Origin of the sequence: Paenibacillus solani (genome assembly GCF_050475945.1) — a bacterium.
In the GTDB taxonomy this organism is placed as follows: Bacteria; Bacillota; Bacilli; order Paenibacillales; family Paenibacillaceae; genus Paenibacillus_AQ; species Paenibacillus_AQ solani_A.
Genome location: NZ_JBCMXJ010000012.1, coordinates 176828 through 202711, shown reverse-complemented (window position 1 = coordinate 202711; position 25884 = coordinate 176828). Strand labels below are relative to the sequence as shown.

Below are 25884 nucleotides of genomic sequence, written 5' to 3'. Positions count from 1 at the left end.
AAATTTTTTCTTAAGAGAGGTAAGTAGGCTTATCTCTTTTCCCTTTGACAAGATTGAAGTCGATGGCTTACCTTGGTAATTAGACAAAATAGAATAAAGAAGGTGCCAGTATCTTTGCTCAAACTATTTCGTTATTTACGTCCACACTGGGCCGCGGCCCTGCTTGCACCCTTGCTTATGCTGCTGGAGGTAGCCATGGACCTGCTGCAGCCCATCCTCATGGCAAGCATTATTGACCAAGGCGTCATGCAAAATGATACTTCACACATTCTGAGGACCGGTCTGTTCATGCTGGGGGCGGCTGCCATCGGGCTTATCGGAGGTGTGGGATGTACCATTTATTCTTCGATTGCTTCTCAGCGTTTTGGCGCCGATCTGCGCCGGGATTTGTTTCGCAAAGTACAAACTCTATCGTTTCGCAATCTCGATGAAATATCTACCGGCTCACTCATCACAAGATTAACCAACGATATCGTCCAGCTGCAGACGATGGTCCAGATGCTGCTCCGCATCTTCGTACGATCTCCGTTTCTGGCGATTGGCAGCATCATCATGGCGATTATCATCAGCCCCAAGCTGGCGATCATTCTGGCTGTTGCCGTTCCGCTCTTATTCGTAGTTATGTTTTTTTTAATCCGAGCCACCCTTCCTTTATTCGCCACCGTTCAGAAGAAGCTTGATAAAGTGAATACGGTGCTGAAGGAGAATTTTGCAGGGATCCGTGTTTCCAAAGCATTCGTGCGGGCGGGGTATGAAAAGGAACGGTTCCATCATGCCAATACGGACTTTACGCAGGTTTCGGTGAAGACTCAGCGCATCGTTGCCCTAAATATGCCTATCCTGACGATGATCCTGAATATTAGCATCGTGATTGTCCTGTGGCTAGGCGGAAAAAATGCCATCGATGGCTCATTTGAGGTCGGACGTCTGGTAGCTTTCATTAACTATGTAACGCAGGTGCTGTTCTCTGTTTCCTCTGTCGCGATGATGCTGGTTCGAATCTCGACAGCCAAGGTTTCTGCTGATCGTATCCAGGAAGTTATGCAAACGGAATCCGAAATCGTGAACGAAGCCCATCCGACCAAGGATTCCTCCAAGCAAGGAGAGATCATATATGACCAGGTGACCTTTTCCTATAATCCCAAGGTACAGAAGCCTGTGTTGCAAGATGTGAGTTTCAAGGTACGGCCGGGGCAGACTATTGCGATTATGGGAGCCACCGGTTCTGGAAAAACTTCACTAGTATCCCTGCTCCCCCGTCTATACGATGTTACATCCGGACGGATATTTATTGATGGAACCGATGTGCGGCATATGGAATTATCTGCACTGCGTGAGCAAATTGGTATCGTCCTGCAGGAGTCCATTCTCTTCTCAGGCACTATCCGCGACAACATCCGCTATGGAAAGCCGGATGCTGCTGATGAAGACGTCATTGCTGCGGCTAAGGCTGCACAAGCGCATGAGTTTATATCATCCATGCCGGAAGGTTACGATACCCTACTTGGACAGCGCGGTGTCAATCTCTCCGGCGGACAGAAGCAGCGGATATCCATCGCAAGGGCCTTATTGCTGCGCCCCTCGATTCTTATTCTTGATGACAGCATGAGCGCCATCGATATGGGAACAGAATCGAGGCTGCAGAAAGAGCTGGCCAAGCTGATGATAGGACGCACCTGTCTCATGATTGCCCAGCGGATTTCGTCCGTGATTGATGCCGATCTTATTTTTGTCCTGGATGATGGGAAGCTGATTGCGCAAGGAACGCACAACGAACTGCTTGCTACATGCGAGCTGTATCAGGATATTTATCAATCGCAATTCGGCAAGGAGGTATCTTCCCATGGCTAAATCGGATCAGCAATCTCAGCATGGCAATACAGCAGCCCCGGACCTTAGCTTGCGTGGCGGCAGTCCCGTACGCGGTATGACCATGGCGAAAGCCAAGCCGAAGAATACAATGGGTACGATACGCCGGATCTGGAGTTATATTCGTCCGTTTAAGGGCGGAATGATTGCTGTATTCATTTTCACGCTTATATCGACAATACTATCCCTGATCGCTCCCTATTTGCTTGGGACAGCTGTGGACCTTTACATCATACCTGGTGATTTCAAAGGACTCATTGGACTATGTGCCGTTCTTCTTGCCGTTTATGCGGGTACTGCTCTCTCTGCATGGCTGCAGCAGCATGTGATGGTTAACGTGTCACAGCAGTCCATACGGGCGATGCGGAGAGATATTTTTGCAAGACTTCAGGTCCTGCCTCTTCGTTTCTTCGATAGCAAGACGCATGGAGAATTAATGAGCCGGACAACCAATGACATCGAAAACATCTCCGGGACGCTGAATCAAAGTGTGACTCAGTTAATTTCAAGCGTACTGGCTCTGGTTGGATCGCTTGCCATCATGCTGTATCTGAATGTATGGCTCACACTCTTGAGCATGGTCACCATTCCGCTCGTTATGCTGTTCACGAAGACGGTGGCCAGCCGGACAAGAAAGCACTTTGCTAAGCAGCAGAGCACTCTTGGTGAACTTAATGGTTTCATTGAGGAAACCGTTTCGGGTCAGAAGGTTGTCCAGGTATATCGCCGAGAGCTGCACGCCGCTGCGGAGTTCGACGAGATGAATAAGAAGCTGACCGATGCCAGCATTCAAGCCCAGATCTATTCAGGAACCGTCGGTCCTGTCATGAACGTCCTGAATAACGTAAGCTTCGCCTTGATTGCCGCAGTTGGTGGTTACATGGCTTTCTCAGGCCATACCACTGTGGGCATCGTCGTTGCCTTTCTGAATTATTCAAAACAGTTTCAACGCCCACTGAACGATTTGGCGAATCAGTTTAACCTTGTACAATCCGCCGTAGCTGGAGCTGAACGGGTCTTTGAAGTCATCGATACCGAATCCGAATATCAAGACAATCCCGAGGGACAGCAAGCAGATGATATGTTTGGCGAAGTTCGATTTGACCATGTCAGCTTCAGTTATAAAGAAGGCGTGCCAATTCTCGAGGATGTCTCGCTTACTGCCAGGCCGGGTGAAACCATTGCGCTTGTAGGCCCGACAGGTGCAGGTAAAACCACAATCATCAATCTTCTTACCCGATTCTATGAAATCGATGCTGGTCAAATTACGATAGACGGTACCGATATCCGTCTGCTGGACAAAGACGATCTGCGAAGTAAGCTCGGTATTGTCCTTCAGGATGCCTACGTATTCTCTGCTTCGATTCGGGAGAACATTCGCTACGGCCGGCTTGATGCCTCAGACGAGGAGATTGAAACTGCTGCCAAGCTTGCCAATGCACATGACTTTATCATGAATCTTCCTGAAGGGTATAATACGGAGCTTCTCTCAGGTGGAGGGAATCTTAGCCAGGGGCAGCGGCAGCTCTTGACGATTGCCCGCGCAGTGCTGGCCGATCCGGTTATCCTCATCTTGGACGAAGCAACAAGCAGTATCGATACACGGACGGAAATGCATATTCAGACCGCCATGCGCACCTTGATGCAGGGCCGAACCAGCTTTGTTATCGCTCATCGTCTAAGCACCATTCGCGAGGCTGATCAGATCCTTGTCATGAATCAAGGCAGAATTGCTGAAAGCGGTACACATGAGGAACTACTGTCTAAACGCGGTTTCTACTATGAGCTGTATAACAGCCAGTTTAAGATGTCCAGTTAAAGCTAGGCAGTTAAAGGGAATGTTCTTATTCTGTAGGATAGATAAGTTGCTGACTGTAATCATAGACAAGAGAGCCGATTCTACTAGAATCGGCTCTCTTTTTCTAAAAACCTATGAACTATATTACTGCCCGAGCGGGCGAAATGCAGTGGTTCCTTTTTTTATCCAGCAACTTTATGAAGTGAAAAGTGAGAGCCTGGCTGAACAATTATTTCTTCCGGGTTTGACTTGCATCTTATAAAAAGAATAGCCGCCAATCGATAAGTTCACTGCCTTAACCTCCTACTGAAAAGGATGAAATAGGGGTACAATTTTCAGCTTAGCATGACAATTACTCTACATTTCTTACTCGATCGTATATTTATAATGATGATATTCCCCACCGGAGAGGAAACCTTTCTTCTTATAGAGCAGCTCCGCTTGATTCCCCCTTGTAACAAAGAGACGCAGCACAGGGTAATCAGGTTCCAAGACCGTTAAGGCTTTATCCAGCATCGCGGTTGCCAACCTCTCTCCTCTATGCTGCTGAAGAACGGCTATACTGTAGACGAGCGGTAAGCCTTCCCACATAGAAATCAAACACGCACCCGCGATTTCTTCCGTTGTTCGATCGTATATTACGCTAGATGCTTCCAGCAGCTTCTCGGGCACCTGGTCAAAATATCGAATCAAATCTTCAGCATAACCCCCTTCTTCTCTCTCATCCGGACCATTGGCGTAAGCTTTGCTAAACACCTCTACAATTCTAGACATATCTTCGATGGCTGGTTTTCTGTCTACATAATTGATATTCATCGATGCTTTCAGCTGCTCGGTAGGCCGAAGCATGCATTGCCTCGATCCAATCCATACAAAACCAGTATCGCGATAAGCGCTCTCTTGCTCATCCAGAACATTATTTGCTTGCAGTTCCTTCGTCAAATTCCAAGTTGTAATGGCATATCCCTTCAAGAAATGGATCAGCTCAGTCGTAATCGAGTAAGGGGGAATGCCGAATACAAGACCGATGGAACGGTCAGGCATATAAACTCCAGCTGCTTTATCCTCACCTGCATAAACCCAATAACCATCATCCGAATTTGAAAGAACCTTGGTTAAATCGTCCCAGCTCGGTCTAAACCAGTTATTTCTATAATAGGTAGCAAAATATTTTGAGAACATCGTCCGATCAGACTTTACCAATCTATATTCCATAACTCCCCCTCCTTATACTCTCTTTAGAATTAGGTTCATTATAAAGGTTGAAAAAAGTGCTGACAAAGAGATTAATCATCTATAATTAAAAATTCACACCCAAATCTTTTTAACTAAGATAGTGTTAGGCTCCACCCCAGGTACCCGGCTGTTCCCCACATAATCAATGCCGATATACGGTTCAACACGGATAACAATTTCCCTGATGGATCCATCCTTCCCATAGCCCTGCCGGCGATGCCCAGGCCCAAGAACCATAACCACGAGACAGCGATACAAACAGCCGCAAATATGGCTTTCTCTGTCCCTGAATATTGCAGTGAGCTTGTACCAATAACTCCTATCGTATCCAGCACAGCATGAGGGTTTAACAAGGATACGGACATGGCAAACACGATCTGCTTCTTCGGGGTAAATGAACGAGCCTCTTCTTGCGCTTGACCCGAAGATTTGCTCTTCCAGGTCACCATCCCCATATAGACGAGGAAACAAATCCCTAATACAAACAGCACAGTCCGAAACCACTCGTATTCCAGTACGACAACGGAACCCCCCAGAACTGCTAAGGAGATCAGCAGTGTATCACATAACGATGCGGTAATTATGACAGGTAGTGCCTTGGCGAAACGGGTTTGTACCGCTCCCTGATTAAATACAAACACGTTCTGCACGCCTAAAGGAAGAATAAGACCTAAAGCTAGAATGAATCCATGGACGATGACGCCTATCATATGTAACCATACCTCCAGCGAATATTTCCATCATTGTATAGGAAGATATTAGCTTCGTCTCCAACCAAATGGTTGGCACCTCACCCAACCAATGCGTTATACTGAGGCATACAACTATATGGAAGTGGGATTATCGATACCTATGACTGAAGATTGGAAGTTAAATAAATCCTCCGATGTACCGCTGCATCGGCAAATTTATGAATATATCAAACACAGAATCATGAACGGTGAATGGCCTGTCGGAATCCGGATTCCTACGCAGCGGGATCTGGCTGCCAAGTTTCAAGTTAACCGCAGTACCATTGTCTATGCGCTTGGGGAGCTCGCCGCAGATGGTTTGGTCGAATCCCGCGTGGGACAAGGGACCCTAGTCATCAACAACACCTGGAGTTTACTCGCTGCCACGCCCCCGCCTGATTGGAATCACTATGTGAAATCCGGCTCTTATCAACCTAATATCCATATGATCCAGCAAATCAATCGTGCAGAAACCGATTCGAACATGATCCGTCTCGGCACAGGCGAGCTTTCGCCAGATCTTCTGCCGACCGACCAAATGCGGCAGGCATTTAGCGGCAATATGGCCAGCCGTTTCACTTTGGGCTATTCGGAACCGAAAGGCAGCCTATACTTAAGGGAAATCATCGGTGAGCATCTGAAGAAGAAGGGGATTATGGCCTCCCCCTCCTCTATTCTTATCGTCTCTGGTGGGCTGCAAGGCTTACAATTGATCTCATTGGGACTTCTGGAGCAAGGCTCTTCCATTTTGGTGGAGAATCCCTCTTATCTAAACTCCATCCATGTGTTTCAATCTGCTGGGATGCATTTACACGGCATTCCGATGGATGAGCAAGGGATTCGTTTGGATACCATTGATCGACTTAAGCGCCAGCACAGTGCTGCCCTGCTCTACACGATTCCTTCCTTCCAGAACCCTACGGGCACGCTCATGTCTTCAGACAGGCGAGCGGAGCTGCTTCGGGTTTGTGCACAGGAAAGGCTCCCTGTTATTGAGGATGATGTGTACGGGGACATTTGGTTTGATACGCCTTCTCCACCGCCACTGAAAGCATTGGATAAACAAGGACTGGTACTTTATATGGGAAGCATGTCCAAAACGCTCGGACCCGGACTCCGCCTCGGATGGATCGTTGGCCCTGAACCGGTCATTGATCGATTGTCCGACATCAAAATGCAAACCGATTACGGCTCCAGCTCCCTCTCCCAACATGCTGTCGCCGAATGGCTCTCAAGCGAATTATATGAGAATCATCTCGATCATATCCGGGCAGAGCTGTTGAAACGCCGAGATTTTATCCTTTCTATACTGGACCAATACTTTGCCGACATTGCATGTTGGAATATCCCGCAAGGTGGATTTTATATTTGGCTTCGCATCAAGAACCTCCTCTCCATTCGTCCGTTATTTGAACAGGCGCTGAAGGAGAGTATTTTGCTTAATCCCGGAAATATATATGATCGTAACGACCAGCAGCATCTGCGCTTATCCTATGCTTATGCCTCATTCAATCAGATGGAGAGCGGGCTTATCCGGCTTGCGGAGCTTATCCGCCTCCAACTTGGTAAAGAAAGGCTTTCCCGAGATCTTTAATCCATAGGGAGAGCCTTTATCGAAGGTGTTTCAGATAATATTGAACAGCTGAAAGAGTCATATGATTCCAAACTACAATATCGCACTAGAAATTCTGGATAACAGATATTGGGCTTCTTTTTGACAGATTCACGAGTAACTTTATAACGGATGTCTAATGTAACTTGCAATTGATGACCTACACGTGATCGCGAAACATACCGATGGGCTAAATAGTGTGACAAATGGCATAGCGGTAAAGTCCCAGTATAATAACCTGTATTAACCTGCCTAAAATGCAGACAATACTCCCGTGTCTTAGCAGCCTGCTCACCCACCTGAAAGCAGGAATTGATAACCATTCACCAATCAAATGCCAGGTCGTCTCTTTCCTTTCGTACCGCGTATTTAAGTTTTTTCTATGCATTTTAAAATACCTTTTTTTGATAATCTCACATTCAGAAACATATTCTGTCGAATGTGATTTTATTGGAGCACATCATTTATTAAGTCGTTTTATCCTTGTGAAAAAAATTACATATTAGTCTAAGTCCTTATAAATAAAGGGATTTGTATGGAAAATGGAGGATGATGCCCCGTCAAAAACAGCCCAAATTTGTGACGAAACCAGTAATTCTCGTGAAAGTTTGAACAAAGTATGAACTGCCCGGAAATCGCGCCACTACAATGATTTCGCTCACACGACGTCCCTTCTGTAACAAATTGAACACATAATAGTACATGATTTGACACGAATATGGATTTATATGTAATTAAATCTAATTTATGTGTTTTGCAAAGGAGATCGGAAATTCCTAGTATAGATATGTCAGTAAAAAATGATTCGAATGAAGCCGTTTCAAGGAAAGGGGTACATCATGAACAAAAGAGGGCCGTTATTTGCAATGTTATTAAGCTTCACCTTGCTCTTATCGGGATGCAGCTCGCTCACTGTGTTAAATCCGAAAGGACCTGCTGCTAGAACCCTATCCGATACAATCATTTTTTCCATATTAGTGATGGTCGGAATTTTAGCCGTGGTTTACACGCTCTATATTGTCATACTTACCAAATATCGAGCCAAAAAATCAAACGAAGGCTATGAACCACCGCATGAAGAGGGCAATAAATGGCTGGAAATACTATGGACTGCCATCCCGATTCTGATCGTTGTCGTCCTCTCGGTTGTTACCGTGAAAACAACGGTGGCCGTTGAGAAGGTGCCTGCAGGCTATGAGGACCAGAAGCCTTTGGTTATTTACGCTTCCTCTTCCAACTGGAAATGGCACTTCAGCTATCCTGAAGAAGGCATCGAAACGGTAAATTACGTCAACATTCCAACCAATCGTCCGATTGAATTTAGACTTTACTCTTTCGGTCCGATCACAAGTTTCTGGATCCCGCAGCTTCATGGTCAGAAATACGCGATGAGCGACATGCTCACGAAGCTGAACATGGTTGCCGAGGAACCAGGATCTATGCTGGGCCGCAATGCGAACTTTAGTGGTGAAGGATTCGCGCACATGGAGTTTGAAGCACTTGCCATGACTCCGACCGAGTATGATAAGTGGGTTAAGGATGTAAAGGAAACTGCGCCTGAACTGAAAGAAGATGAGTTCAATAAACTGCTCGAAACAGAGCATGTTGGACGAATGACCTTCTCGAGCAACCACTTGGAGTTCAGTCCTCCTCCAGCCGAAGGCCACCATCATGGTGGGGATGCCCATGGCAATATGGAGGGTATGGACCATAATGAATTACATCCGGATCCTGCCACTACAGAAGAATCCGAGTTTGACAACGTACCAAACGTTGATCCGAACAAACCAGTTCCAGATTCATCTGTAGATGAAAGTTCAAATCATCAACATGAAGGACATTAATTCGGCGAGTCAAGCGTACTTAATCCGAAATCCTTCATACATCCAGAAAGGAGCTAGGCCTTTATGAAATGGGACGAATTTTTCGTTACCGGTGAGCCGTTGATTTATGGTGCCATGGTAAGCATCGTACTCGTCTCGCTCGCAATCCTCTTCGGTTTGACCTATTACAAGAAGTGGGGATATCTGTGGCGGGAATGGCTCACAACCGTGGATCACAAAAAAATTGGTGTCATGTACATCATCTCTGCATTGATCATGCTGTTCCGCGGTGGCGTCGACGCCATCATGATGCGCGCGCAAACCGCCGCTCCAGATATGAAGTTTCTGGACGGTCAGCATTATAACGAAGTATTTACGACGCATGGCGTTATTATGATATTATTTATGGCTATGCCATTCATTTTTGGTCTTATGAACGTTGTTATTCCGCTCCAGATCGGTGCACGGGATGTTGCTTTCCCTAAACTGAATGCGATCAGCTTTTGGCTGTTCTTTGCTGGCGCGATGCTGTTTAACATCTCCTTCGTTATCGGAGGATCGCCGGATGCTGGTTGGACCGCATACTTCCCGCTCGCAAGTATTGAGTTTAGTCCAACTGTCGGTAACAACTATTATTCACTGGCACTTCAGATTTCAGGGATAGGTACGCTGTTGACGGGTCTTAACTTTATCGTCACCATTCTGAAAATGCGTGCCCCCGGTATGACCCTGATGCGTATGCCGATGTTTACATGGGCTGTGTTGATCACATGTGTCATCATTATCTTTGCTTTCCCTGTACTTACAATTGCGCTCCTGCTCATGCTGTTCGACCGCGTTTTTGGTTCCCAATTCTTCACGATGGCCAATGGCGGTATGGATATGCTCTGGGCTAACTTGTTCTGGGTATGGGGTCACCCTGAGGTATATATCGTTATCTTGCCTGCATTTGGTATCTTTAGTGAGATTATCTCGACCTTCTCCAGAAAGAACCTGTACGGATATTCCTCCATGGTACTTAGTATGGTGATTATCTCGGGACTTTCCTTCCTGGTTTGGGCCCACCACTTCTATACGATGGGTCAAGGCGCTATGGTTAACGGCTTCTTCTCGATTACAACGATGGCCATTGCTGTTCCGACCGGGATCAAAATATTTAACTGGCTCTTTACGCTGCGTAAAGGCCGAATAAGCTTCACAACACCGATGCTCTACTCACTCGCATTTATTCCGATCTTTACGATCGGTGGCGTAACAGGCGTTATGCTGGCGATGGCAAGTGCGGACTATCAGTATCATAACACCATGTTCCTGGTTGCCCACTTCCACTATGTGCTCATTCCAGGCGCTGTATTCGCCGTTATTGCAGGTTTCCATTACTGGTTCCCTAAAGTATTCGGCTTCCGTCTGAATGAGAAGCTCGGTAAACTTGCTTTCTGGTTCATTGCCATATCGTTCAACGTGACTTTCTTCCCGTTGTTCTTCCTGGGATTGAAAGGGATGACCCGCCGTACGTACACCTACTCGGCTGAGACTGGCTTTGGTCCGCTGAATATGCTGTCGATGGTCGGCGCGATTGGACTCGCAATCGGATTTATTATCTTGGTATACAACATCTACTGGAGTACACGTTACGAGCCTCGCGACAAAACAGGCGATCCATGGGACGCACGCGCACTCGAATGGTCTACACCAAGCCCTGTCCCTGTTTACAACTTTGCCGTTACACCAAAAGTTAAGGGACGCGATGCTTACTGGTTCTCCAAGAAGAACAACGAACCGTTGTCGGATGAGAAAATCACCAAGATTCATATGCCTAGCAACACAGGAAAACCGTTTATTTTGGGTATCGCCTTTTTCTTCCTTGGCTTCTTCCTGGTATTCAGCTGGTGGATTCCATCCATCATTGCCGGTATTGGGGTCCTGATTATCATGGCAACCATGTCCTTTGATCGGGATAATGGCTATTACATTCCGGTTGAAGAGATTGTGCAAACTGAACAGAAACTGCGGGGTGATACGGTATGAAAATAGATGCCACTCAGCCGCTGGAATATGGTACAGAAGAAAACCGAAATCGAATTTTCGGATTCTGGCTGTTCCTTGGAGCTGAAATTGCGCTCTTTGCCACCTTGTTTACAGTCTATATCGTTCTCGCTAACCGCTTTGCCAGCGGACCGAGCGGAGCAGAAATTTTTGAAATAACACCTGTTCTGCTAGAGACATTCCTTCTCTTAACGAGTAGCTTCACGATCGGTCTGGCTGTTCATGCGATGCGTCTGGGCTTGAAAAAGCAAATGATGATGTTTATGATCATCACCTTGCTGCTGGGTGCAGGATTCCTTGGAATCGAAATCTTCGAATTCTTCACCTATGTGCATGAAGGAGTAACGCTCTCAACCAGCGCCTTCTCATCCAGCTTGTTTACATTGCTCGGCACTCACGGAGCTCACGTTACCTTTGGTCTTCTGTGGGGAACTGCTATTCTGATTCAAATTAAAAAGCATGGACTCGATCATTCCACAGCTAACAAGTCCTTCATCTTCTCGCTTTACTGGCACTTCCTGGACGTTGTGTGGATCTTCATTTTCAGCTTTGTATATCTGAAAGGACTGATGTGACATGATAAAACAGCTGTTTCCAATTAAGCATGTAGCGGGTTATATCTCATCTCTCGTCCTTTCAGCTGTCGCACTCGTCGTTCTGCTGGATATGCCGGCAGCTTCGAAAATGGCCATCCTGTTTGTTACTGCGATCTTGCAGGCATCTGTTCAGCTAATGCTGTTCATGCACGTCGGAGAAAGTGATAACAAGAAGTCCATTTACATCAACATTGCCTACGCACTGTTCGTAGGACTGGTGACCATCTTCGGTACGCTGTTCATCTTCGTATGGGGCTGGTACTCGTAATGAAGTAACATTCCATGCATAAGCATCACCGGATGAAGAACTTTAAGTAGAACTCTTCATCCAGATGCAGAAGCCTCCTTCTCATGAAGGAGGCTCTTTATTTTGTCATCAGTGTCATCACACGATGGATAGCTAGGATTCATAATGCCCATGCTCAGCCTTGGTATCCAGGATCTCATCAAGCTCACTTTGAAGCTTGGTCGTCAAATTATGCTCATCACCGATAATCCAGGCATGATTGTTTAGGCTCTCCATTGCCGATGGCTCCGTGGAAGGTTGTTGAATCGATTCAATATACTTCACGACCGGAAGTGACACCCCGTTTCGTTCTGTATACAGAAGAGGTGCATGTCTTCCCATATGGGATAATGAAGCGGCTGCAATCGACAAAACAGGTGACTCTGAGGTCGTGATAGAGAAACTATAGCCTGCCCTCTGTATCCCCCAGCCAAAGCTTGTCCCTGGGTCTTTGAACTTAGCAAAATGAATTGCATTCTCAACAGGATTGCTACCGGATATTCTTGTCACTTTTCCGTACTGTTGCAGTTTCTGTTCCACAGACCTAGACACAGCCTTGTAGGGACCTATGATATAGATATGAGCGTCTCCTTGTCGCTTCTCAAGCGCTTGGATCGTCTCTTCGGGTACTTCCTTCTCGCTGACATACAGAAGCGTTTCCGGTTTATGAGCAATCCAGCTTACCGCTGGCAGCGTGTAATCGGGATGCTCCATCGACCCGACAATGACTGCCCCCGATAACTTCCCGGTTACTTTGGCTGCATATTGATCAATCACAGCAGCGGCTTTCGGGGCTTCCTTAACAGCAATATGTTCGACCTTATAATCGAGATCTTCCAAATCCTGTAGTACCCTCTCCGAAATTGGCCCTACCGTAATGATCTCAATCCCCTTGTTATTCTCGGCTCCTCTGGGCTTTAATCGTCGCAGTTCTTCCAAAGTCTCCTTCGGAATCCCGTCATGATTCACATACAGTAAAGGTCCCTCGCTAAGTTGTGTAAGTTTGGCACTAACGGCGGCTATGGACCAATCTGCAGAATCCACAAGAATCACCGATTGCGGTCGGCTATGGTCACTTGTAGACTGCCATAATGTCTTGGAGGTCAGCACGGCTGCATTTACAGGGTCAGACGTATTGAGCCGAATGGTATTTTTAGTAGCAGACCAAGGAACAGGAACATTCTTTATCAGCCCTTGACTGTGAGCCGCCTTTGCAATGGAAGGCTCCGAATGATTCTGAGCATGAGTCCATGCCAGAATACTTGCTGTTAGAAGGGCTAAAGCCCAACCGGCCAACGTTTTCTTCACGGTTTATTCCTCAATTCTTCTTTAGATCCCGGTTAAAAAAGTCTACAGATCTTCCATTAATTTTTCTTCTTCCAGGTCAGTAGGAAGGCCAAGGCCTCCATGAGTACGGTTTCGCATCCACTGTTCCTTTAACATGGATACAAACACATCATCACGAGACAACCAAGCGCCATACTGCCTTTTCATATGCCGCTCCGCCTCCTCAAACGAATGAAAACGAAAAGATAAAGGCTCGCCGTTCCATTCAACTACCCATTCCCCTGCACTAGCATAAACAAATAGCAGATCATCACCTAAGCTTTCGTATAGAACGCCAGTTTCGGTACCTTTGATGTTGAACCGATTTCGCTGGGCATCAAACCGAATCGGTTCAAGCTCAAACGGATCTGCTGCGAATAACTCATACACTTTCTCTGTTATTGTGCATCCTGCTGCTTTAGCATGACCGCCCCCGCCATAGCGTGCAGCGACTTCGGAGACATCCACCTTATCGTGGATCGTACGAAGGCTCATCTTCCTGCCACCCATGTTCAGTATGGCTATATAATCGAGGTGAGGATAGGTAGTCCCGAGCTCGCTTGCAAGTTCCGAATGATATGACTCAGCGTATACAATGCCTACACAATGCTCATCGACAAAAGTTTGAACCAACTCATGCTGCTTGCGCCGTATATAACGCTCAATTTTATTCTCTTCCATATCCAGAATTTTCTCTTCGAATTCATCAAAGAAAAAGCCCCCTGATTCCCGAAGACGCTGCATCATCTTGGCCTCGAATTCATCGATGGACAACATATAGAACAAATCATTCAAACGCTTGGCCTGAATCTTTTGTTCCTCTTCCCACTCCCAGGTATCATAGAGCCGAACCAGTTCCACGAATTGGTCTAGCGTTTCAGTCCTGTATAAATGGCCATGTTCAATTAAGTATTCATAGAAAAGCGAGGTAGCTGATGCCAAGCGACCATCGCGATGCGTGACCTCCACGATTCCCCAACTGGTATCATTCAAATGAAGAGCCGTCTTATGGTGATCGATTAGCTGCACCTGACCACCCTCATCAACAAACACATTTAACGCTTTCTCAATTTCGGGATCAACTGACAAATCCGTAATGAATAGAACATCATAGGGATGTTCCTGCAAGGAAGCACGCTTAAGAAATCTGGCAACTTGTTGATTCAACCCATGTATAGAGTTATAACGAACATCCGTCCCTTCACCAAAGGCATATTTAGCAATGATACCGCAGCTGACACCATCCAGATCATTATGGCTATATACATGATACATCAGTGACTTCCTCCCAACTGAAGGTGGACTTATTCGTAGTGTGGCAACATGTTTACCACTTTATCGTCCCCTAAAATCTGCTGTTTAAACCGACACAATTTCGATTTGCGGGAACTCATAAAAAAAGAAGCGGCTATTAGCCGCTTCGTCGTAAATACATAGAATATAGATTATGCCTGCTGAACAGGTCTTGGTCCTTTGGAAGCCATTACCTCATACATACCGTGGCTTGAACTGACAATATGTTCAGGTTGTGGCTTGCCGCGCTTCTCACGATGTCCTTGGATATGCGCAGGACTGGTTTCCCAACGCTTCCATGCTTCCTTAGACTCCCAACGAATCATAACAACAACTTCTTCAGTTTCATCTGTACGCTTTGCTTGCTTTACAAGCACATTCAAATCGATAAATCCTTCAATTTCTTCAATCGGTCCCGGTTTACTGAATCGTTCTACAACCAGGTTCGACGTGCCCGCTTTGACAATGATCGTTTTTGTTTCAATTAACATATTCAATAAACACGCTCCTTAGTGATATCGTCCTAAAATGAACTACCAACTACCCCCATTCTAAATGATAACGATTATCATTGTCAAATTCTCACTCCACAAAAAAAACTGACCAGCATACATTTGCTGATCAGACTAGAATTAATTAATATAATGCATGTTTCATGGAATCGCATGCTGTGCAATCTTCCTGTAAATAAAACAGCGATGTAAAACCTGCTTTCTTCAGCTTGCGTGCAGCCAAGATCCCATCCGAACGCTTGGGGCTTACGATGACTACCGCATCATCGGGATTCAGCTCTTTCTCCCAAACATATGACAATCTTCCAAGAGAGATATTAATGGTCTCTTTCCTAGGATTCGCCATATATTCAGACCCATCCCTTACATCAAGCATCTTCAGATCCGGACATTTCTTCTGGGCTAGTCGAAGATCACTGCACTTCATGAAGCGCAGTCCGGATATCGGCACATGTCTTCGGTAATACAAACCGATTATACTTATCATGACAACGGCCAACGCAATCAGCACGAAGCATTCCCCCATTAAAAGTCTAGTGCATCTAATAAATCGAAAATTCTTACCCCTACGGGTATATAGTATGTGGAGCAAGAAAGAATGTCAATACCAGAAATACTGGATGCATGATCATACCCCTCGCCAAAGCTTTATCTCAGAATACCGGACCAATCGCTTTCATTTTAAAGAGATTGCTCAATGAATGAAGAGGACCGTGCATCAAAGCCTGGTCAGGCCATGATCATCCGGTCCTCTTCCTTAGCGAGATACTATGGTGCCCGCTTCGGCAGCATCTTTACATATTCATCGGACAGCTTCATCAACTGAAGGATATAGTCATAATCACTTCGGTAAGGAGTAATATCCGTTATGGGCTCAAGCGTTTGTAATGAGACCGCCGTGCCATCTTCAAATCCATCTCCTGGCACGAATAGAATGTCATTATTGAAGAAAGAACCTGTCGGTAAATAATATCTCATGCCGATCACATTACGATCCACATTCAACAAATCGTGACCAAATGCGTTAAAACCTTCCTGATCAAGTGAGATCCCCAGTAGGTTCGCCACGGTCGGCAGAATATCAACCTGTCCTCCCACCTGCTCAATTACCTTCCCTTTCTCCATACCGGGAACATGTATGATCAGTGGAATATTAAATCGACTTACCCGTTCATGGTAAGGAATACCCAAAGTGGATGAGATCAGTTTAGCATCTGCCTCCGCTGGGTTGATACCGAAATGATCCCCATACACAACCAGAACGGTATCATCCCACAGGCCATTTTGTTTAAGGTGATCAACCAAAGTCCCCAGAGCATAATCAGAGTAGTTTACCGACTTCAGGTAATTTCCCAGATGAGTGCCTTCCAGCTCGGAAGGTAAAGTAATCTTCGCATATTCATCCTTTACACGGTATGGAGAATGATTGGAGACGGTAATGTAGTGGGCGTAAGTCAATTGGTGCTGCTGTTGATTCTCCAGCAATTTCTCCACGCCAACTCGGAAAAGCTCCTCATCCGAAGGTCCAAACTCATTAAAGTTGTCGTTCTTAAAATACGGTTTATCATAAATATGCTGAAAATCAAGCGCCGGGTACATTTTGTTACGGTCCCAGAACTTCACGTCATTCACATGGAAAGTGCTCGTAACATAACCATGCTGATTCAAGAGCCGTGGCAGCCCCGGCAGCTCCTTGCTCCCAAAGCCAGTAGACATGGCAACCGTCCCTGTAGGATAAATTGACGTATTTACCGCAAATTCAGCATCCGATGTATTCCCTTGCCCGATCTGCTGGAAGATATGTGGGAAATACAGTCCTTCGCTCGCAAGCTGGTTCATCACCGGAGTAAGTTTCTGGCCGTTCAAGGATTGACCAACCGGAAAGTTCTGCAATGATTCCATTTGAACGATGATCAGATTTTTTCCTTTTGCAGCACCGAAATAGGATGGTTTATCCTTTGGTTCCTTTATATAAGGATAGGTAGCCATCAGCTGCTGAGACCGCAGGATAGTGTCTTGCAGATTCCCTTGTGCGAGTGCACGATTCTCCTGAGTGTTTCGAACCACGGCAGACACCTGATAATTCATGAATCCCATTTGTTCTGCCCTGACGATTTCGTTCTCAATCCCCCAATCTTTTCGAATGATGAGCACGCTTAGAGTAACGGTCACAAGCAGAACAATGATCATGGACACTCGCCATTTCATGCCAAGCCTGCGCGAGTAAGTTAAGGAATAATCGGACCGAGCTCTACCTAAGTGCCACCCTCTTCGGGAGCGCGAACGAAGGCTTCGAGCTGCCCATACGACCAATAGAACAAGCAAATCCAGGAAGAACAGAAAGTGTTCGGGCTCTAGCAAGGCCGTAATGCTGGCTCTCACCTGGTTAACCTGTCCGATACCAGCCAAAGCGGTATATGTCGGTATCGATCCAAAGTGGACATTATAGACTGCAGACGCAAACATGATGAAGGATAAAACGACATTCACGGCTATATACACGGCTCTTTTGCCTCTAACTGGCAGTATGAGCTCCATAAGACTAATCAGAGCGAGCAGGGATAATGCATCCGTAAGCACCCTTCCCCATGCGACTCCATTAAACAGAAACACTCTTAAAAGAATGAACTTCAATAAGAGCGTCAAAAAAACGGTTATGCATAACTTCAACCTTTGTTCAAGGTTCTGTTCCATTCTCCATTCCCTCTTTGTATCAATGTAATGTTGTTTTGCCGTTTTTTATTATAACAGGAATGCAAACATCAATCTAATCCGCCCATTCCTCGATCACCCCTGTCAAATGTCTAATGCATGAACCTCCCGTATGACGTAGGATAGAGCATCCCAATCAAAAAGGCTGGAGGGTTGATACATGAAGATGGTTGTAACAGGCGGGGCAGGTTTTATCGGCTCTCACTTGGTGAACGGACTCGTAAGTGTAGGTTATGAGGTTCATGTGATTGATAACCTGACAACCGGTGATCCGGGCCGCCTTCATAGCGAGGCGATATTGCATGTAGCCGATGTGAACAGTCAACAGACAACCGCTTATATATCCGTACTCAAGCCTGAGGTCGTCTTTCATCTGGCGGCACAGGAAGATGTCCAGCGATCGATTAAGGAGCCTGGGCTTGATGCCGATGCCAATGTCATGGGCACTCTGAACATACTCGAAGCTTGCCGTAAAGCAGGTGTTCGCAAAATCGTGTTTGCTTCAACGTCTAGTGTGTACGGAAATCCGAAAAAATCTCAACTGACGGAGGAAGATGAGGTTAACCCGAACTCCTTCTACGCCTTATCCAAATTGACGGGCGAACGATATATTCAGCTGTACGAGCGCTTTTTCGGCCTGCAATACACCATACTTCGTTATGGAAATGTCTACGGCCCAGGTCAGGCTGCGAAGGGGGAAGGCGGAGTTGTTGCAGTATTTGGCGACCGTCTGCGTCAGGGGGCGCCATTACACGTATTCGGTGATGGTCAGCAAACCCGGGACTTCATTTACGTAAAAGATGTTGTGGAGGCTAACATCGCTTCTATTCATCACGGAAACGGGAGTATTCTCCATGTCAGCACAGGTACCAGTCATACGATCAATACAGTTGTCGATTTTTTCGGCAAACTGCATTCCTCCCCGATAGAGGTCAATTATCTCCCGGCTAAGAACGACGATATTCTGCATAACTGCCTTAACAATGCCAGAGCTCGGGAATCACTCCAGTGGGCTCCTCTATTCAGCCTGGAAAAAGGGATTGAAGAAACCTATCGCCACTGGCTTCGTTCCTCCTGATATAAGCCAAATCATGGCGGCATCCATGCCAGAAAAACAGCCTTCTTCCCTATATGTGCTTTAGGAAGAAGGCTGTTTTTTGTTGATACATAGAACCACCAATGGAGATACCCCATCCAAGTCGGTTGTCAGCATGGAAGAATTGCATTCCTTCTTCGCTTTAAGAAATCATAGCCTGTCGGTCTTACACATTATTTAAATATAAGGTAAGTTAGAATAACATGCGCAGACCTACCAGTGTCAGAATGCCCACAATAACGGTTGCAAATAGACTCTTTGTCAGAAAGGCGGTCAGAAATGCAGGAACCGCCGCAATGAGCTCCAGTGTATGAGCTCCCGGGTTTACACGCCCATCTGATACAAGCAGCTCTTGAGCAAGGAGCGCACCCATCACCGCTATGGGAACATGATCCAGCCAGCGGATCATCAGGTCTGGAATACGAAGCTTACTAAATATCATGAGTGGCAGGACCCTCGGAATGAGAGTGACCACGGCACAGCCAATGATCAGTATAGCGATATGCCATCTTATTTCCATCGTTCTATCACCATCCCTGCAGTAGCCGCAGCTATAATCGCGATAATTACAGCCGCACTTCCAGGCAGAACCGTGCTGACAGCCATCAGTGTAACGGCCGCAGACACAACCACCATGAAATCGAGTTTGTACTTCTTGCGGCTAATCCACTGAAGGGCCAATAAACCAATAAACATCCCCGGCAGTGCAAAATCCAAGCCTAATTTCTCAGGTTCGGCGATCCAATCTCCGACCAAACCGCCCACGACGTTGGCCGCACACCAGAAGAGATACGCCGTAATATTCAAACCCACCATCCATTTATAACCAAGCCTCTTCTGCTCGGTCGCCTTGGCAGCTGCAACACCAAACGTCTCGTCCGTCAACAGGGAACCGATGAAGAAACTTTTGCCTAGAGACAGACCTTTAAAATACGGAGCAATAGCTGCACTTAATAATAGATGCCTGGCATTCACGAAAAAAATCGTAACAATGATGGATAGAATCGGGCTTGCGGCCGCAAGCATACCAGCTGCAATAAATTGCCCCGAGCCGGCATAAAGCAGCAATGAGATTAATCCAATTTCGAGCAGGCTGAATCCGGCGGTACGCTCAACCACGCCCGCTGCAAAGCCGATACTCAAGTAGCCCAGCAGTGTAGGGATACAATCTTTAAACCCTTGAAAATAGGAATTACCCACACTATCCTCTATACCTTGGGCAAGCTGTTGTTCTGTCTTGGTGCTCATCTAAGTACGTTTCCTCTCTTACTCTATCATTTCTATTTTTAACTACTATGGATTCTACCGGAAGTCTTGTCAATGCTTCTCTACCTTCTCCATTGAGAAAGTGTTTTTCTGTAAAGTAGACGACTCAAACAAACGTTTCAGTAAAAGCCGGGACTTCAGCCGATTGCTTCAGCTTCAGGCTGTATGTCTACTGGCTGTTTCTTCGGTCTTCGGACTTTCAAAAATAATACCAGTCCCAACAGGACAAGCATTCCTCCAGCAGCCTGCATCGAGCTCATCGACTCATTCAATAGAAGAAACGCCAGTACACTCGCTCCCACAGGCTCCCCGAGTACACTCATTGATACGGTTGATGCCGATGCAAATTTCATCAGCCAATTAAACAAAAGATGACCGAACACGGTAGGCACGATGGCCAATAATGCAAATATCCCCCACTCACGTCCGGAATACCCGGTCATCGGAATATCCATTCCGAGATTGTAGAATGCCAGTACAACAGCTGCCACAGCAAAAATAAGCCAACTGTATAGGAAGGCTGGCAGGCGTCTGAGCAGCAGTTGACCAAGCAGCATGTGGACAGCGACCGCTGCTGTTCCCAGTAAAGACATTAAATCACCCGTTAGATGTCCTTGCCCCCCGCTTAGACCGCTGCTGCCGATCAGGAGAAATACGCCGAGAAAGGCGATGGCCATGCCACCTATTGCCGCTGGTGAAGTCTTTTCCTTAAACCAGATATAAGCACCGATCATCACGAACACGGGCTGCAGGGCTAGAATGATCGTGGAGCTGGCTACGCTGGTCCATCGCAAGGAGCCCATCCATAACAAAAAATGCAGGGCGAGCATCGTTCCGGATAATAGGAGTAACAACCATTCGGATCGTTTAAGCGACCGGATGAACGGCAGATGTTGTTTTGCGAAGGGAAGCATAATCAGGATGGTGATCGCCAGTCTGTACATCGCCTGTATGGATACGGGACTGCTGGACCATTTTACGAAAATGGAAGAAAAAGATATGGCGATAATGCCGATAAATAAGGGAATAAATACGGGAATCGGGGCTCTGTTTGAATTCATGATGGTTAAATGATTCACCTTTCGTGTTATATTAGAGAATGATTTTAAATTTAACTCTCGAAAAAAAGGAATTAATTCGTATGAAAAAGAAAGACCTTCGCAATCAAATGACTCCTCCCAAGTTTCTGGCGATTGGCTTTACCTCGATTACACTGGTAGGGACGATCCTGCTTAAACTTCCCATCGCAACTGCGGATGGAACATCCACTCGATTGATCGACGCTCTCTTTACGGCGGTATCCGCCATTAGCGTGACGGGGTTAACTGTCGTGGACACGGGGACCCATTGGTCCATATTTGGACAAATCGTGATGCTCCTGCTCGTTCAGCTAGGCGGATTGGGCTTCATGACCTCAGCCACCTGGGTTGCCTTAATGTTCAATCGGCGTATCTCGCTGCGAGAGCGCATGATTCTCCAGGAAGCCATGGGACAATACCAAATTCAGGGCATTGTGGACCTGATCCGTAGAGTGCTTGTATACACCCTCATCATAGAGGGCGCAGGTGCCTTGCTCCTGACACTCCGGTTCTCAGCCGATATGCCTCTTCCGCAAGCAGCCTACTTTGGCATATTCCAGAGCATTTCCGTTTTCAACAACGCCGGATTTGACCTGTTTGGCCAGATTAACGGAGCATTCTCAGGATTTGCAACCTATGTAGCGGATCCCATGATCAATATAATCGTGATGGCCTTGGTTTTCCTTGGCGGAATCGGTTTTATCGTCATTTTCGATCTTATCGAGTATCCGAAGTGCAAGAAACTGTCGCTGCACTCCAAGGTCGTCTTGACCGTGACGTCTCTTCTCATCGTTATCGGTGCTGTCATGATCTTTATCCTGGAGCACAGCAATCCCAGAACACTCGGCCCGCTTTCCTATCCGGTGAAGATTATGGCTTCCTTCTTCCAATCCATCACGCCGCGATCGGGCGGCGTCAGTACCTTGGATATCGCGGGTCTGGAGCAGTCCTCGCAGTTCTTGCTGATCCTTCTGATGTTCATCGGAGCTGCGCCGGGATCAACAGGCGGCGGCATTAAAGTAACCACCTTTGCAGTACTCATTGGAGCGGTCATTACGATGATTCAGGGTAAACGCGATGTCGTTCTCTATCGCAACCGAATCTCCCAGGCGCTGGTTTATCGTTCCATTACATTAACCATCCTGTCGCTGCTCCTATTGGTGGGGGCCTCGATGTTCCTTTCTGTAACAGAATCCAGTGACTTCTTGGCAATTCTGTTCGAAGCTGTATCCGCGTTCGGTACCACCGGGCTATCTATGGGCCTTACTACGGAGCTCTCCGGTGTAGGCAAGGTTACCGTCGCACTGCTCATGTTCCTCGGCCGGTTGGGTCCCTTAACCCTTGCTTATGCACTAAGCCGCAAGAGCAATAAAGAGCTGTACCGCCATCCAGAGGGGCGAATCACGATCGGTTAAGTCATTTTCCTCAATTGGCACATAAAAACAAACCGTACGTCCCTACATTGGGTGGCGCACGGTTTGTTTACGCTTGGGATATATAAGGATCTTTCTTATTCCCCAAATTTGCCGGCATCAATGGCAGCATCCAGCAAATCATCAAACAGCTCGTCATCCGTTTCAATCCGTTCGTCGATCTGGAGAAACTGCTCTTCCCCACCCGGTTCGCCGGCAAAGTTTAACGCATAATCCCAATCTCGCCCATTCTTGCTCAAGAATGTGATCTCATAAGACGATGCATGTCCATCTATTGAAAATACGGTATAACCCACGAATTGATCGCTCTCATCCCGTTTCATATCTGAATGCTCGATTCGAACTTGTGACACATCTTCACGCTCCTTCACTCACGTTCTATAACACACGCTGTATACTCTCATGACTCAGTATATCACTTTTCGTGGCAGCTGATTATTGTTTTTCTTATGCAGCGTGATCTAGTATAATATGGTTTGGTTCATTAAACTTTGCATTGGAGGGTACCATATGTCCGATTTCAAAACATCCTTGGACAAATATGCCGAGCTGGCTGTAAAAGTTGGAGTTAATATACAGGAAGGACAAACGCTAGTGGTGCATGCTCCTGTTGATTCTGCGGAATTCACTCGCTTGATTGCCACTAAGGCATACGAAGCGGGGGCCCGCCTGGTTAAGATTGTATGGGCTGACGAAACCATCACAAGACTTCAATTCGAACATGCAGCAGATGACGTATTTACTGATGCGCCGAAATGGTATGCTGGCGAAATGACAGAATTGGTCGAGAACGGTGCAGCCATTCTGCACGTGCTTGCCGAGAATCCGGATCTGCTCAGCGGTATTGATTCTGAACGGATCAGTAACTTCTATAAAGCTCGCGGCGAGGCACTGAAGCAATATCGCGCTTATCAGCAATCCGACAAGTTTAGCTGGTGTCTGATCGCTGTTCCTTCGGCAGCGTGGGCAGCCAAGGTATTCCCGGATGCACCTGAATCCGAACAAGTCGAGAAGTTATGGAATGCGATATTCCATACCGTTCGGGTCGATCAGGATAACCCGGTTGAAGCCTGGAATCAGCATCTTGAGGTGCTTGAAGCGAAATCCTCTGTGCTGAACGCCAAAAAATATAAAAAACTCCACTATATCGCTCCTGGAACCGATCTGACCATTGAGCTGCCTGTAGGGCATATCTGGGCACAAGGTGACAGCATCAACGAACGTGGACATTCTTTTGTGGCGAACATGCCAACTGAGGAGGTATTTACTGCGCCTCTTAAAACAGGAGTTAATGGAACCGTACATAGCACCAAGCCATTGAGCTATGCCGGTAACATCGTGGACAATTTCTCTCTGACCTTCAAGGATGGCAAGGTGGTCGATTTCACGGCTGAGCAAGGCTACGAGACGCTTGAGCGGCTCTTGAACATGGATGAGGGTGCCCGCTACTTGGGTGAAGTAGCGCTTGTACCACATCAATCCCCAATCTCCGAGTCAAATATCCTGTATTACAACACGTTGTTTGACGAGAATGCATCCAATCACCTCGCCTTGGGCAGCGCTTATGCCTTCTGTCTTGAAGGCGGTAAAGAAATGACTCAGGAACAGCTAATAGAACATGGACTCAATACGAGTGTCACTCATGTCGATTTCATGATTGGCTCTGGCGAGATGGATATTTACGGTGTGACCGAAGATGGCACGGAAGAACCGGTATTCCTGAAAGGAAACTGGGCATTCTAAAAATTAACATCTACAGCAGCTATTTCTTAGGAAGTAGCTGCTTTCTTCAAATTTTACGGCCATTAATTGACCTCAGGTTGATTTACAAATGGAAATAATATGCGATAATCAAGAAAACCCAAAAAGCTGCCTATATAGCAGCTCTAATGAAATGGAGTGTTACGTCATGTCCAGCTTTGAACAAAAATTGGAACGATATGCCGAGCTTGCAGTCAAAGTCGGTGCAAACGTGCAGCCGGGACAAACATTGGTGGTCAACGCCATGATTGATGCTGCCTCGCTGGTGCGCCTGATCGTTAAGAAGGCTTATGAATTAGGTGCGAAGCAAGTAAAGGTAAACTATAGTGATGAAATCGTCAATCGGATTCGATATGATCTTGCCCCGGATGAGGCATTTCTGGAACCGCCGACTTACTACGCGCAGGAGGTCACCGAGCTTGCAGAGCAAGGAGCCGCTTTCTTGACAATCCTCTCTTCAAACCCGGATCTGCTAAAAGGCGTGCAGCCTGAACGCATATCCAATTACCAACGTACATACGGCTCGGCTATGTCCAAATACCGTCAATACCAGCAAGCGGATAAAATGAGCTGGACCGGAGTTGCTTTTGCTTCCCCTGATTGGGCCGCGAAAGTGTTCCCGGACGTTCCTAAAGACCAGCAGGTGAGTAAAATGTGGGATGCTATTTTCCATGCGGTTCGTGCCGATCTGGATAATCCCATTGCTGCGTGGGAAGAGCATATCCGCACACTTCAAGCCAAATCGGATGAGCTTAACGCCAAAAAATATCATAAGCTTCACTTCACCTCATCCGGAACGGATCTAACGATTGAGCTTCCAGAGGGTCATATCTGGGCACAAGCCGGCAGTCATAATGAAAAGGGCGAGCGCTTTGTTGCCAATATCCCAACGGAGGAAGTATTCACAGCTCCGCTTAAAACCGGTGTGAACGGCACGGTGCGCAGCACCAAGCCTTTGAGCTATGGCGGTAACATTATCGATAATTTCTCCTTAACCTTCGAGAATGGCCGCATTGTTGATTTCACGGCAGAACAAGGTGAGGATACATTAAAACGATTGATCTCCATGGATGAAGGCTCGCACTATCTGGGTGAAGTGGCCCTGGTTCCTCACCTCTCCCCGATCTCAGAAAGCGGCATCCTGTACTACAATACGCTTTTTGACGAGAATGCTTCCTGTCACCTGGCTATCGGCAGTGCCTATGCCTTCAATCTTCAAGGTGGCAAGACGATGACCTCTGAACAACTGCAGGCCAGCGGGCTAAACAGCAGCATAACTCATGTTGACTTCATGATGGGGTCCAAAGAACTTAATATTACGGGAATCACCCACGAAGGCAAGGAAGAGCCGGTATTCGTGGATGGAAACTGGGCATAGATGCCGATCCAGCCCTGATTGGGACACATCC

At 46.7% G+C, this 25884-nt stretch carries 22 protein-coding genes; 11 read left to right on the top strand and 11 right to left on the bottom strand.

Annotated elements, in window-relative coordinates:
* Positions 1-114: 114 nt before the first annotated feature.
* Together ABEQ74_RS14350 and ABEQ74_RS14345 are read left to right on the top strand one after the other, a co-directional pair.
* On the top strand, positions 115-1851 hold the full coding sequence (locus tag ABEQ74_RS14350) for an ABC transporter ATP-binding protein (protein ID WP_430122843.1): 1737 nt from the start codon (positions 115-117) through the stop codon (positions 1849-1851).
* On the top strand, positions 1844-3688 hold the full coding sequence (locus ABEQ74_RS14345; protein ID WP_430122842.1) for an ABC transporter ATP-binding protein: 1845 nt from the start codon (positions 1844-1846) through the stop codon (positions 3686-3688). The genes ABEQ74_RS14350 and ABEQ74_RS14345 overlap by 8 nt, the downstream gene beginning before the upstream one ends.
* 345 nt (positions 3689-4033) lie before the next feature.
* Here ABEQ74_RS14345 and ABEQ74_RS14340 read toward each other — a convergent pair whose 3' ends face one another.
* Both ABEQ74_RS14340 and ABEQ74_RS14335 read right to left on the bottom strand, forming a co-directional pair.
* Entirely contained in the window at positions 4034-4882 is an 849-nt protein-coding gene (locus ABEQ74_RS14340; RefSeq protein WP_430122841.1) for a GNAT family N-acetyltransferase, read from the bottom strand.
* A 113-nt stretch (positions 4883-4995) separates the two neighbouring features.
* Positions 4996-5613: a LysE/ArgO family amino acid transporter gene (locus tag ABEQ74_RS14335; RefSeq protein WP_430122840.1), complete on the bottom strand. Its 618-nt coding sequence runs from the start codon at positions 5611-5613 to the stop codon at positions 4996-4998.
* A 142-nt stretch (positions 5614-5755) separates the two neighbouring features.
* Between ABEQ74_RS14335 and ABEQ74_RS14330 the strand changes: the two genes are divergently transcribed.
* From ABEQ74_RS14330 to qoxD, 5 genes are all read left to right on the top strand, one after another.
* Positions 5756-7228 carry a PLP-dependent aminotransferase family protein gene (locus ABEQ74_RS14330; protein ID WP_430122839.1) on the top strand — a complete coding sequence of 491 codons (1473 nt, stop codon included), beginning with the start codon at positions 5756-5758 and terminating at the stop codon, positions 7226-7228.
* A gap of 857 nt (positions 7229-8085) precedes the next feature.
* A complete protein-coding gene (gene qoxA / locus ABEQ74_RS14325; RefSeq protein ID WP_430122838.1) occupies positions 8086-9090 on the top strand; it encodes a cytochrome aa3 quinol oxidase subunit II in 1005 nt (334 codons plus the stop codon).
* Between the two features lie 63 nt (positions 9091-9153).
* Entirely contained in the window at positions 9154-11097 is a 1944-nt protein-coding gene (qoxB, locus tag ABEQ74_RS14320) for a cytochrome aa3 quinol oxidase subunit I (protein WP_430122837.1), read from the top strand.
* Positions 11094-11690: a cytochrome aa3 quinol oxidase subunit III gene (qoxC, locus tag ABEQ74_RS14315; RefSeq protein ID WP_054402039.1), complete on the top strand. Its 597-nt coding sequence runs from the start codon at positions 11094-11096 to the stop codon at positions 11688-11690. Before qoxB ends, qoxC begins: the two co-directional genes overlap by 4 nt.
* Position 11691: 1 nt before the next feature.
* A complete protein-coding gene (qoxD, locus tag ABEQ74_RS14310) occupies positions 11692-11979 on the top strand; it encodes a cytochrome aa3 quinol oxidase subunit IV (RefSeq protein ID WP_053493738.1) in 288 nt (95 codons plus the stop codon).
* 132 nt (positions 11980-12111) lie between these two features.
* Here the strand turns inward: qoxD and ABEQ74_RS14305 are convergent, their stop codons facing one another.
* The 5 genes from ABEQ74_RS14305 to ABEQ74_RS14285 all read right to left on the bottom strand — a co-directional run bounded on the left by ABEQ74_RS14305 (position 12112) and on the right by ABEQ74_RS14285 (position 17822).
* Positions 12112-13305 carry a cell wall-binding repeat-containing protein gene (locus ABEQ74_RS14305; protein WP_430122836.1) on the bottom strand — a complete coding sequence of 398 codons (1194 nt, stop codon included), beginning with the start codon at positions 13303-13305 and terminating at the stop codon, positions 12112-12114.
* A 42-nt stretch (positions 13306-13347) separates the two neighbouring features.
* Positions 13348-14598, bottom strand: coding sequence for a DHH family phosphoesterase (locus ABEQ74_RS14300; RefSeq protein ID WP_430122835.1), 1251 nt, complete (start codon positions 14596-14598; stop codon positions 13348-13350).
* A gap of 170 nt (positions 14599-14768) precedes the next feature.
* A complete protein-coding gene (locus ABEQ74_RS14295; RefSeq protein WP_053494272.1) occupies positions 14769-15107 on the bottom strand; it encodes an antibiotic biosynthesis monooxygenase in 339 nt (112 codons plus the stop codon).
* A gap of 145 nt (positions 15108-15252) precedes the next feature.
* The gene (locus ABEQ74_RS14290; protein WP_430122834.1) at positions 15253-15639 is read right to left on the bottom strand and encodes a rhodanese-like domain-containing protein; all 387 of its coding nucleotides are present in this window, start codon (positions 15637-15639) and stop codon (positions 15253-15255) included.
* 257 nt (positions 15640-15896) lie between these two features.
* Positions 15897-17822 carry an LTA synthase family protein gene (locus ABEQ74_RS14285; protein WP_430122833.1) on the bottom strand — a complete coding sequence of 642 codons (1926 nt, stop codon included), beginning with the start codon at positions 17820-17822 and terminating at the stop codon, positions 15897-15899.
* Between the two features lie 178 nt (positions 17823-18000).
* On the opposite strand from ABEQ74_RS14285, the gene ABEQ74_RS14280 reads away from it, so the two are divergent.
* Complete coding sequence (locus ABEQ74_RS14280; RefSeq protein WP_430122832.1) at positions 18001-18918, top strand: NAD-dependent epimerase/dehydratase family protein; 918 nt, start codon at positions 18001-18003, stop codon at positions 18916-18918.
* Between the two features lie 211 nt (positions 18919-19129).
* Here ABEQ74_RS14280 and ABEQ74_RS14275 read toward each other — a convergent pair whose 3' ends face one another.
* The 3 genes from ABEQ74_RS14275 to ABEQ74_RS14265 all read right to left on the bottom strand — a co-directional run bounded on the left by ABEQ74_RS14275 (position 19130) and on the right by ABEQ74_RS14265 (position 21263).
* Entirely contained in the window at positions 19130-19456 is a 327-nt protein-coding gene (locus ABEQ74_RS14275; RefSeq protein WP_430122831.1) for an AzlD domain-containing protein, read from the bottom strand.
* Positions 19447-20184: an AzlC family ABC transporter permease gene (locus tag ABEQ74_RS14270; protein ID WP_430122830.1), complete on the bottom strand. Its 738-nt coding sequence runs from the start codon at positions 20182-20184 to the stop codon at positions 19447-19449. Before ABEQ74_RS14270 ends, ABEQ74_RS14275 begins: the two co-directional genes overlap by 10 nt.
* A 155-nt stretch (positions 20185-20339) precedes the next feature.
* Positions 20340-21263, bottom strand: coding sequence for a DMT family transporter (locus tag ABEQ74_RS14265; RefSeq protein ID WP_430122829.1), 924 nt, complete (start codon positions 21261-21263; stop codon positions 20340-20342).
* Positions 21264-21343: 80 nt separating this feature from the next.
* Between ABEQ74_RS14265 and ABEQ74_RS14260 the strand changes: the two genes are divergently transcribed.
* Entirely contained in the window at positions 21344-22696 is a 1353-nt protein-coding gene (locus tag ABEQ74_RS14260; RefSeq protein WP_430122828.1) for a TrkH family potassium uptake protein, read from the top strand.
* Positions 22697-22791: 95 nt separating this feature from the next.
* Here ABEQ74_RS14260 and ABEQ74_RS14255 read toward each other — a convergent pair whose 3' ends face one another.
* Positions 22792-23067 (bottom strand): hypothetical protein, encoded by a 276-nt coding sequence (locus ABEQ74_RS14255; protein ID WP_430122827.1) that lies wholly within the window; start codon positions 23065-23067, stop codon positions 22792-22794.
* A gap of 157 nt (positions 23068-23224) precedes the next feature.
* Here ABEQ74_RS14255 and ABEQ74_RS14250 point away from each other — a divergent pair, with 157 nt between their 5' ends.
* Together ABEQ74_RS14250 and ABEQ74_RS14245 are read left to right on the top strand one after the other, a co-directional pair.
* A complete protein-coding gene (locus tag ABEQ74_RS14250) occupies positions 23225-24457 on the top strand; it encodes an aminopeptidase (RefSeq protein WP_430122826.1) in 1233 nt (410 codons plus the stop codon).
* Between the two features lie 166 nt (positions 24458-24623).
* Positions 24624-25853 carry an aminopeptidase gene (locus ABEQ74_RS14245; protein WP_430122825.1) on the top strand — a complete coding sequence of 410 codons (1230 nt, stop codon included), beginning with the start codon at positions 24624-24626 and terminating at the stop codon, positions 25851-25853.
* Positions 25854-25884: the final 31 nt, after the last annotated feature.

What these genes read in the sequence shown, in the direction of transcription:
- ABEQ74_RS14345 (WP_430122842.1), top strand. Translation starts at nt 1,844, where the DNA reads ATGGCTAAATCGGATCAGCAATCTCAGCATGGCAATACAGCAGCCCCG.
- ABEQ74_RS14340 (WP_430122841.1), bottom strand. Translation starts at nt 4,882, where the DNA reads ATGGAATATAGATTGGTAAAGTCTGATCGGACGATGTTCTCAAAATAT.
- ABEQ74_RS14335 (WP_430122840.1), bottom strand. Translation starts at nt 5,613, where the DNA reads ATGATAGGCGTCATCGTCCATGGATTCATTCTAGCTTTAGGTCTTATT.
- ABEQ74_RS14330 (WP_430122839.1), top strand. Translation starts at nt 5,756, where the DNA reads ATGACTGAAGATTGGAAGTTAAATAAATCCTCCGATGTACCGCTGCAT.
- qoxA (WP_430122838.1), top strand. Translation starts at nt 8,086, where the DNA reads ATGAACAAAAGAGGGCCGTTATTTGCAATGTTATTAAGCTTCACCTTG.
- qoxB (WP_430122837.1), top strand. Translation starts at nt 9,154, where the DNA reads ATGAAATGGGACGAATTTTTCGTTACCGGTGAGCCGTTGATTTATGGT.
- qoxC (WP_054402039.1), top strand. Translation starts at nt 11,094, where the DNA reads ATGAAAATAGATGCCACTCAGCCGCTGGAATATGGTACAGAAGAAAAC.
- qoxD (WP_053493738.1), top strand. Translation starts at nt 11,692, where the DNA reads ATGATAAAACAGCTGTTTCCAATTAAGCATGTAGCGGGTTATATCTCA.
- ABEQ74_RS14300 (WP_430122835.1), bottom strand. Translation starts at nt 14,598, where the DNA reads ATGTATCATGTATATAGCCATAATGATCTGGATGGTGTCAGCTGCGGT.
- ABEQ74_RS14295 (WP_053494272.1), bottom strand. Translation starts at nt 15,107, where the DNA reads ATGTTAATTGAAACAAAAACGATCATTGTCAAAGCGGGCACGTCGAAC.
- ABEQ74_RS14285 (WP_430122833.1), bottom strand. Translation starts at nt 17,822, where the DNA reads ATGGAACAGAACCTTGAACAAAGGTTGAAGTTATGCATAACCGTTTTT.
- ABEQ74_RS14280 (WP_430122832.1), top strand. Translation starts at nt 18,001, where the DNA reads ATGAAGATGGTTGTAACAGGCGGGGCAGGTTTTATCGGCTCTCACTTG.
- ABEQ74_RS14275 (WP_430122831.1), bottom strand. Translation starts at nt 19,456, where the DNA reads ATGGAAATAAGATGGCATATCGCTATACTGATCATTGGCTGTGCCGTG.
- ABEQ74_RS14270 (WP_430122830.1), bottom strand. Translation starts at nt 20,184, where the DNA reads ATGAGCACCAAGACAGAACAACAGCTTGCCCAAGGTATAGAGGATAGT.
- ABEQ74_RS14265 (WP_430122829.1), bottom strand. Translation starts at nt 21,263, where the DNA reads ATGAATTCAAACAGAGCCCCGATTCCCGTATTTATTCCCTTATTTATC.
- ABEQ74_RS14260 (WP_430122828.1), top strand. Translation starts at nt 21,344, where the DNA reads ATGAAAAAGAAAGACCTTCGCAATCAAATGACTCCTCCCAAGTTTCTG.
- ABEQ74_RS14250 (WP_430122826.1), top strand. Translation starts at nt 23,225, where the DNA reads ATGTCCGATTTCAAAACATCCTTGGACAAATATGCCGAGCTGGCTGTA.
- ABEQ74_RS14245 (WP_430122825.1), top strand. Translation starts at nt 24,624, where the DNA reads ATGTCCAGCTTTGAACAAAAATTGGAACGATATGCCGAGCTTGCAGTC.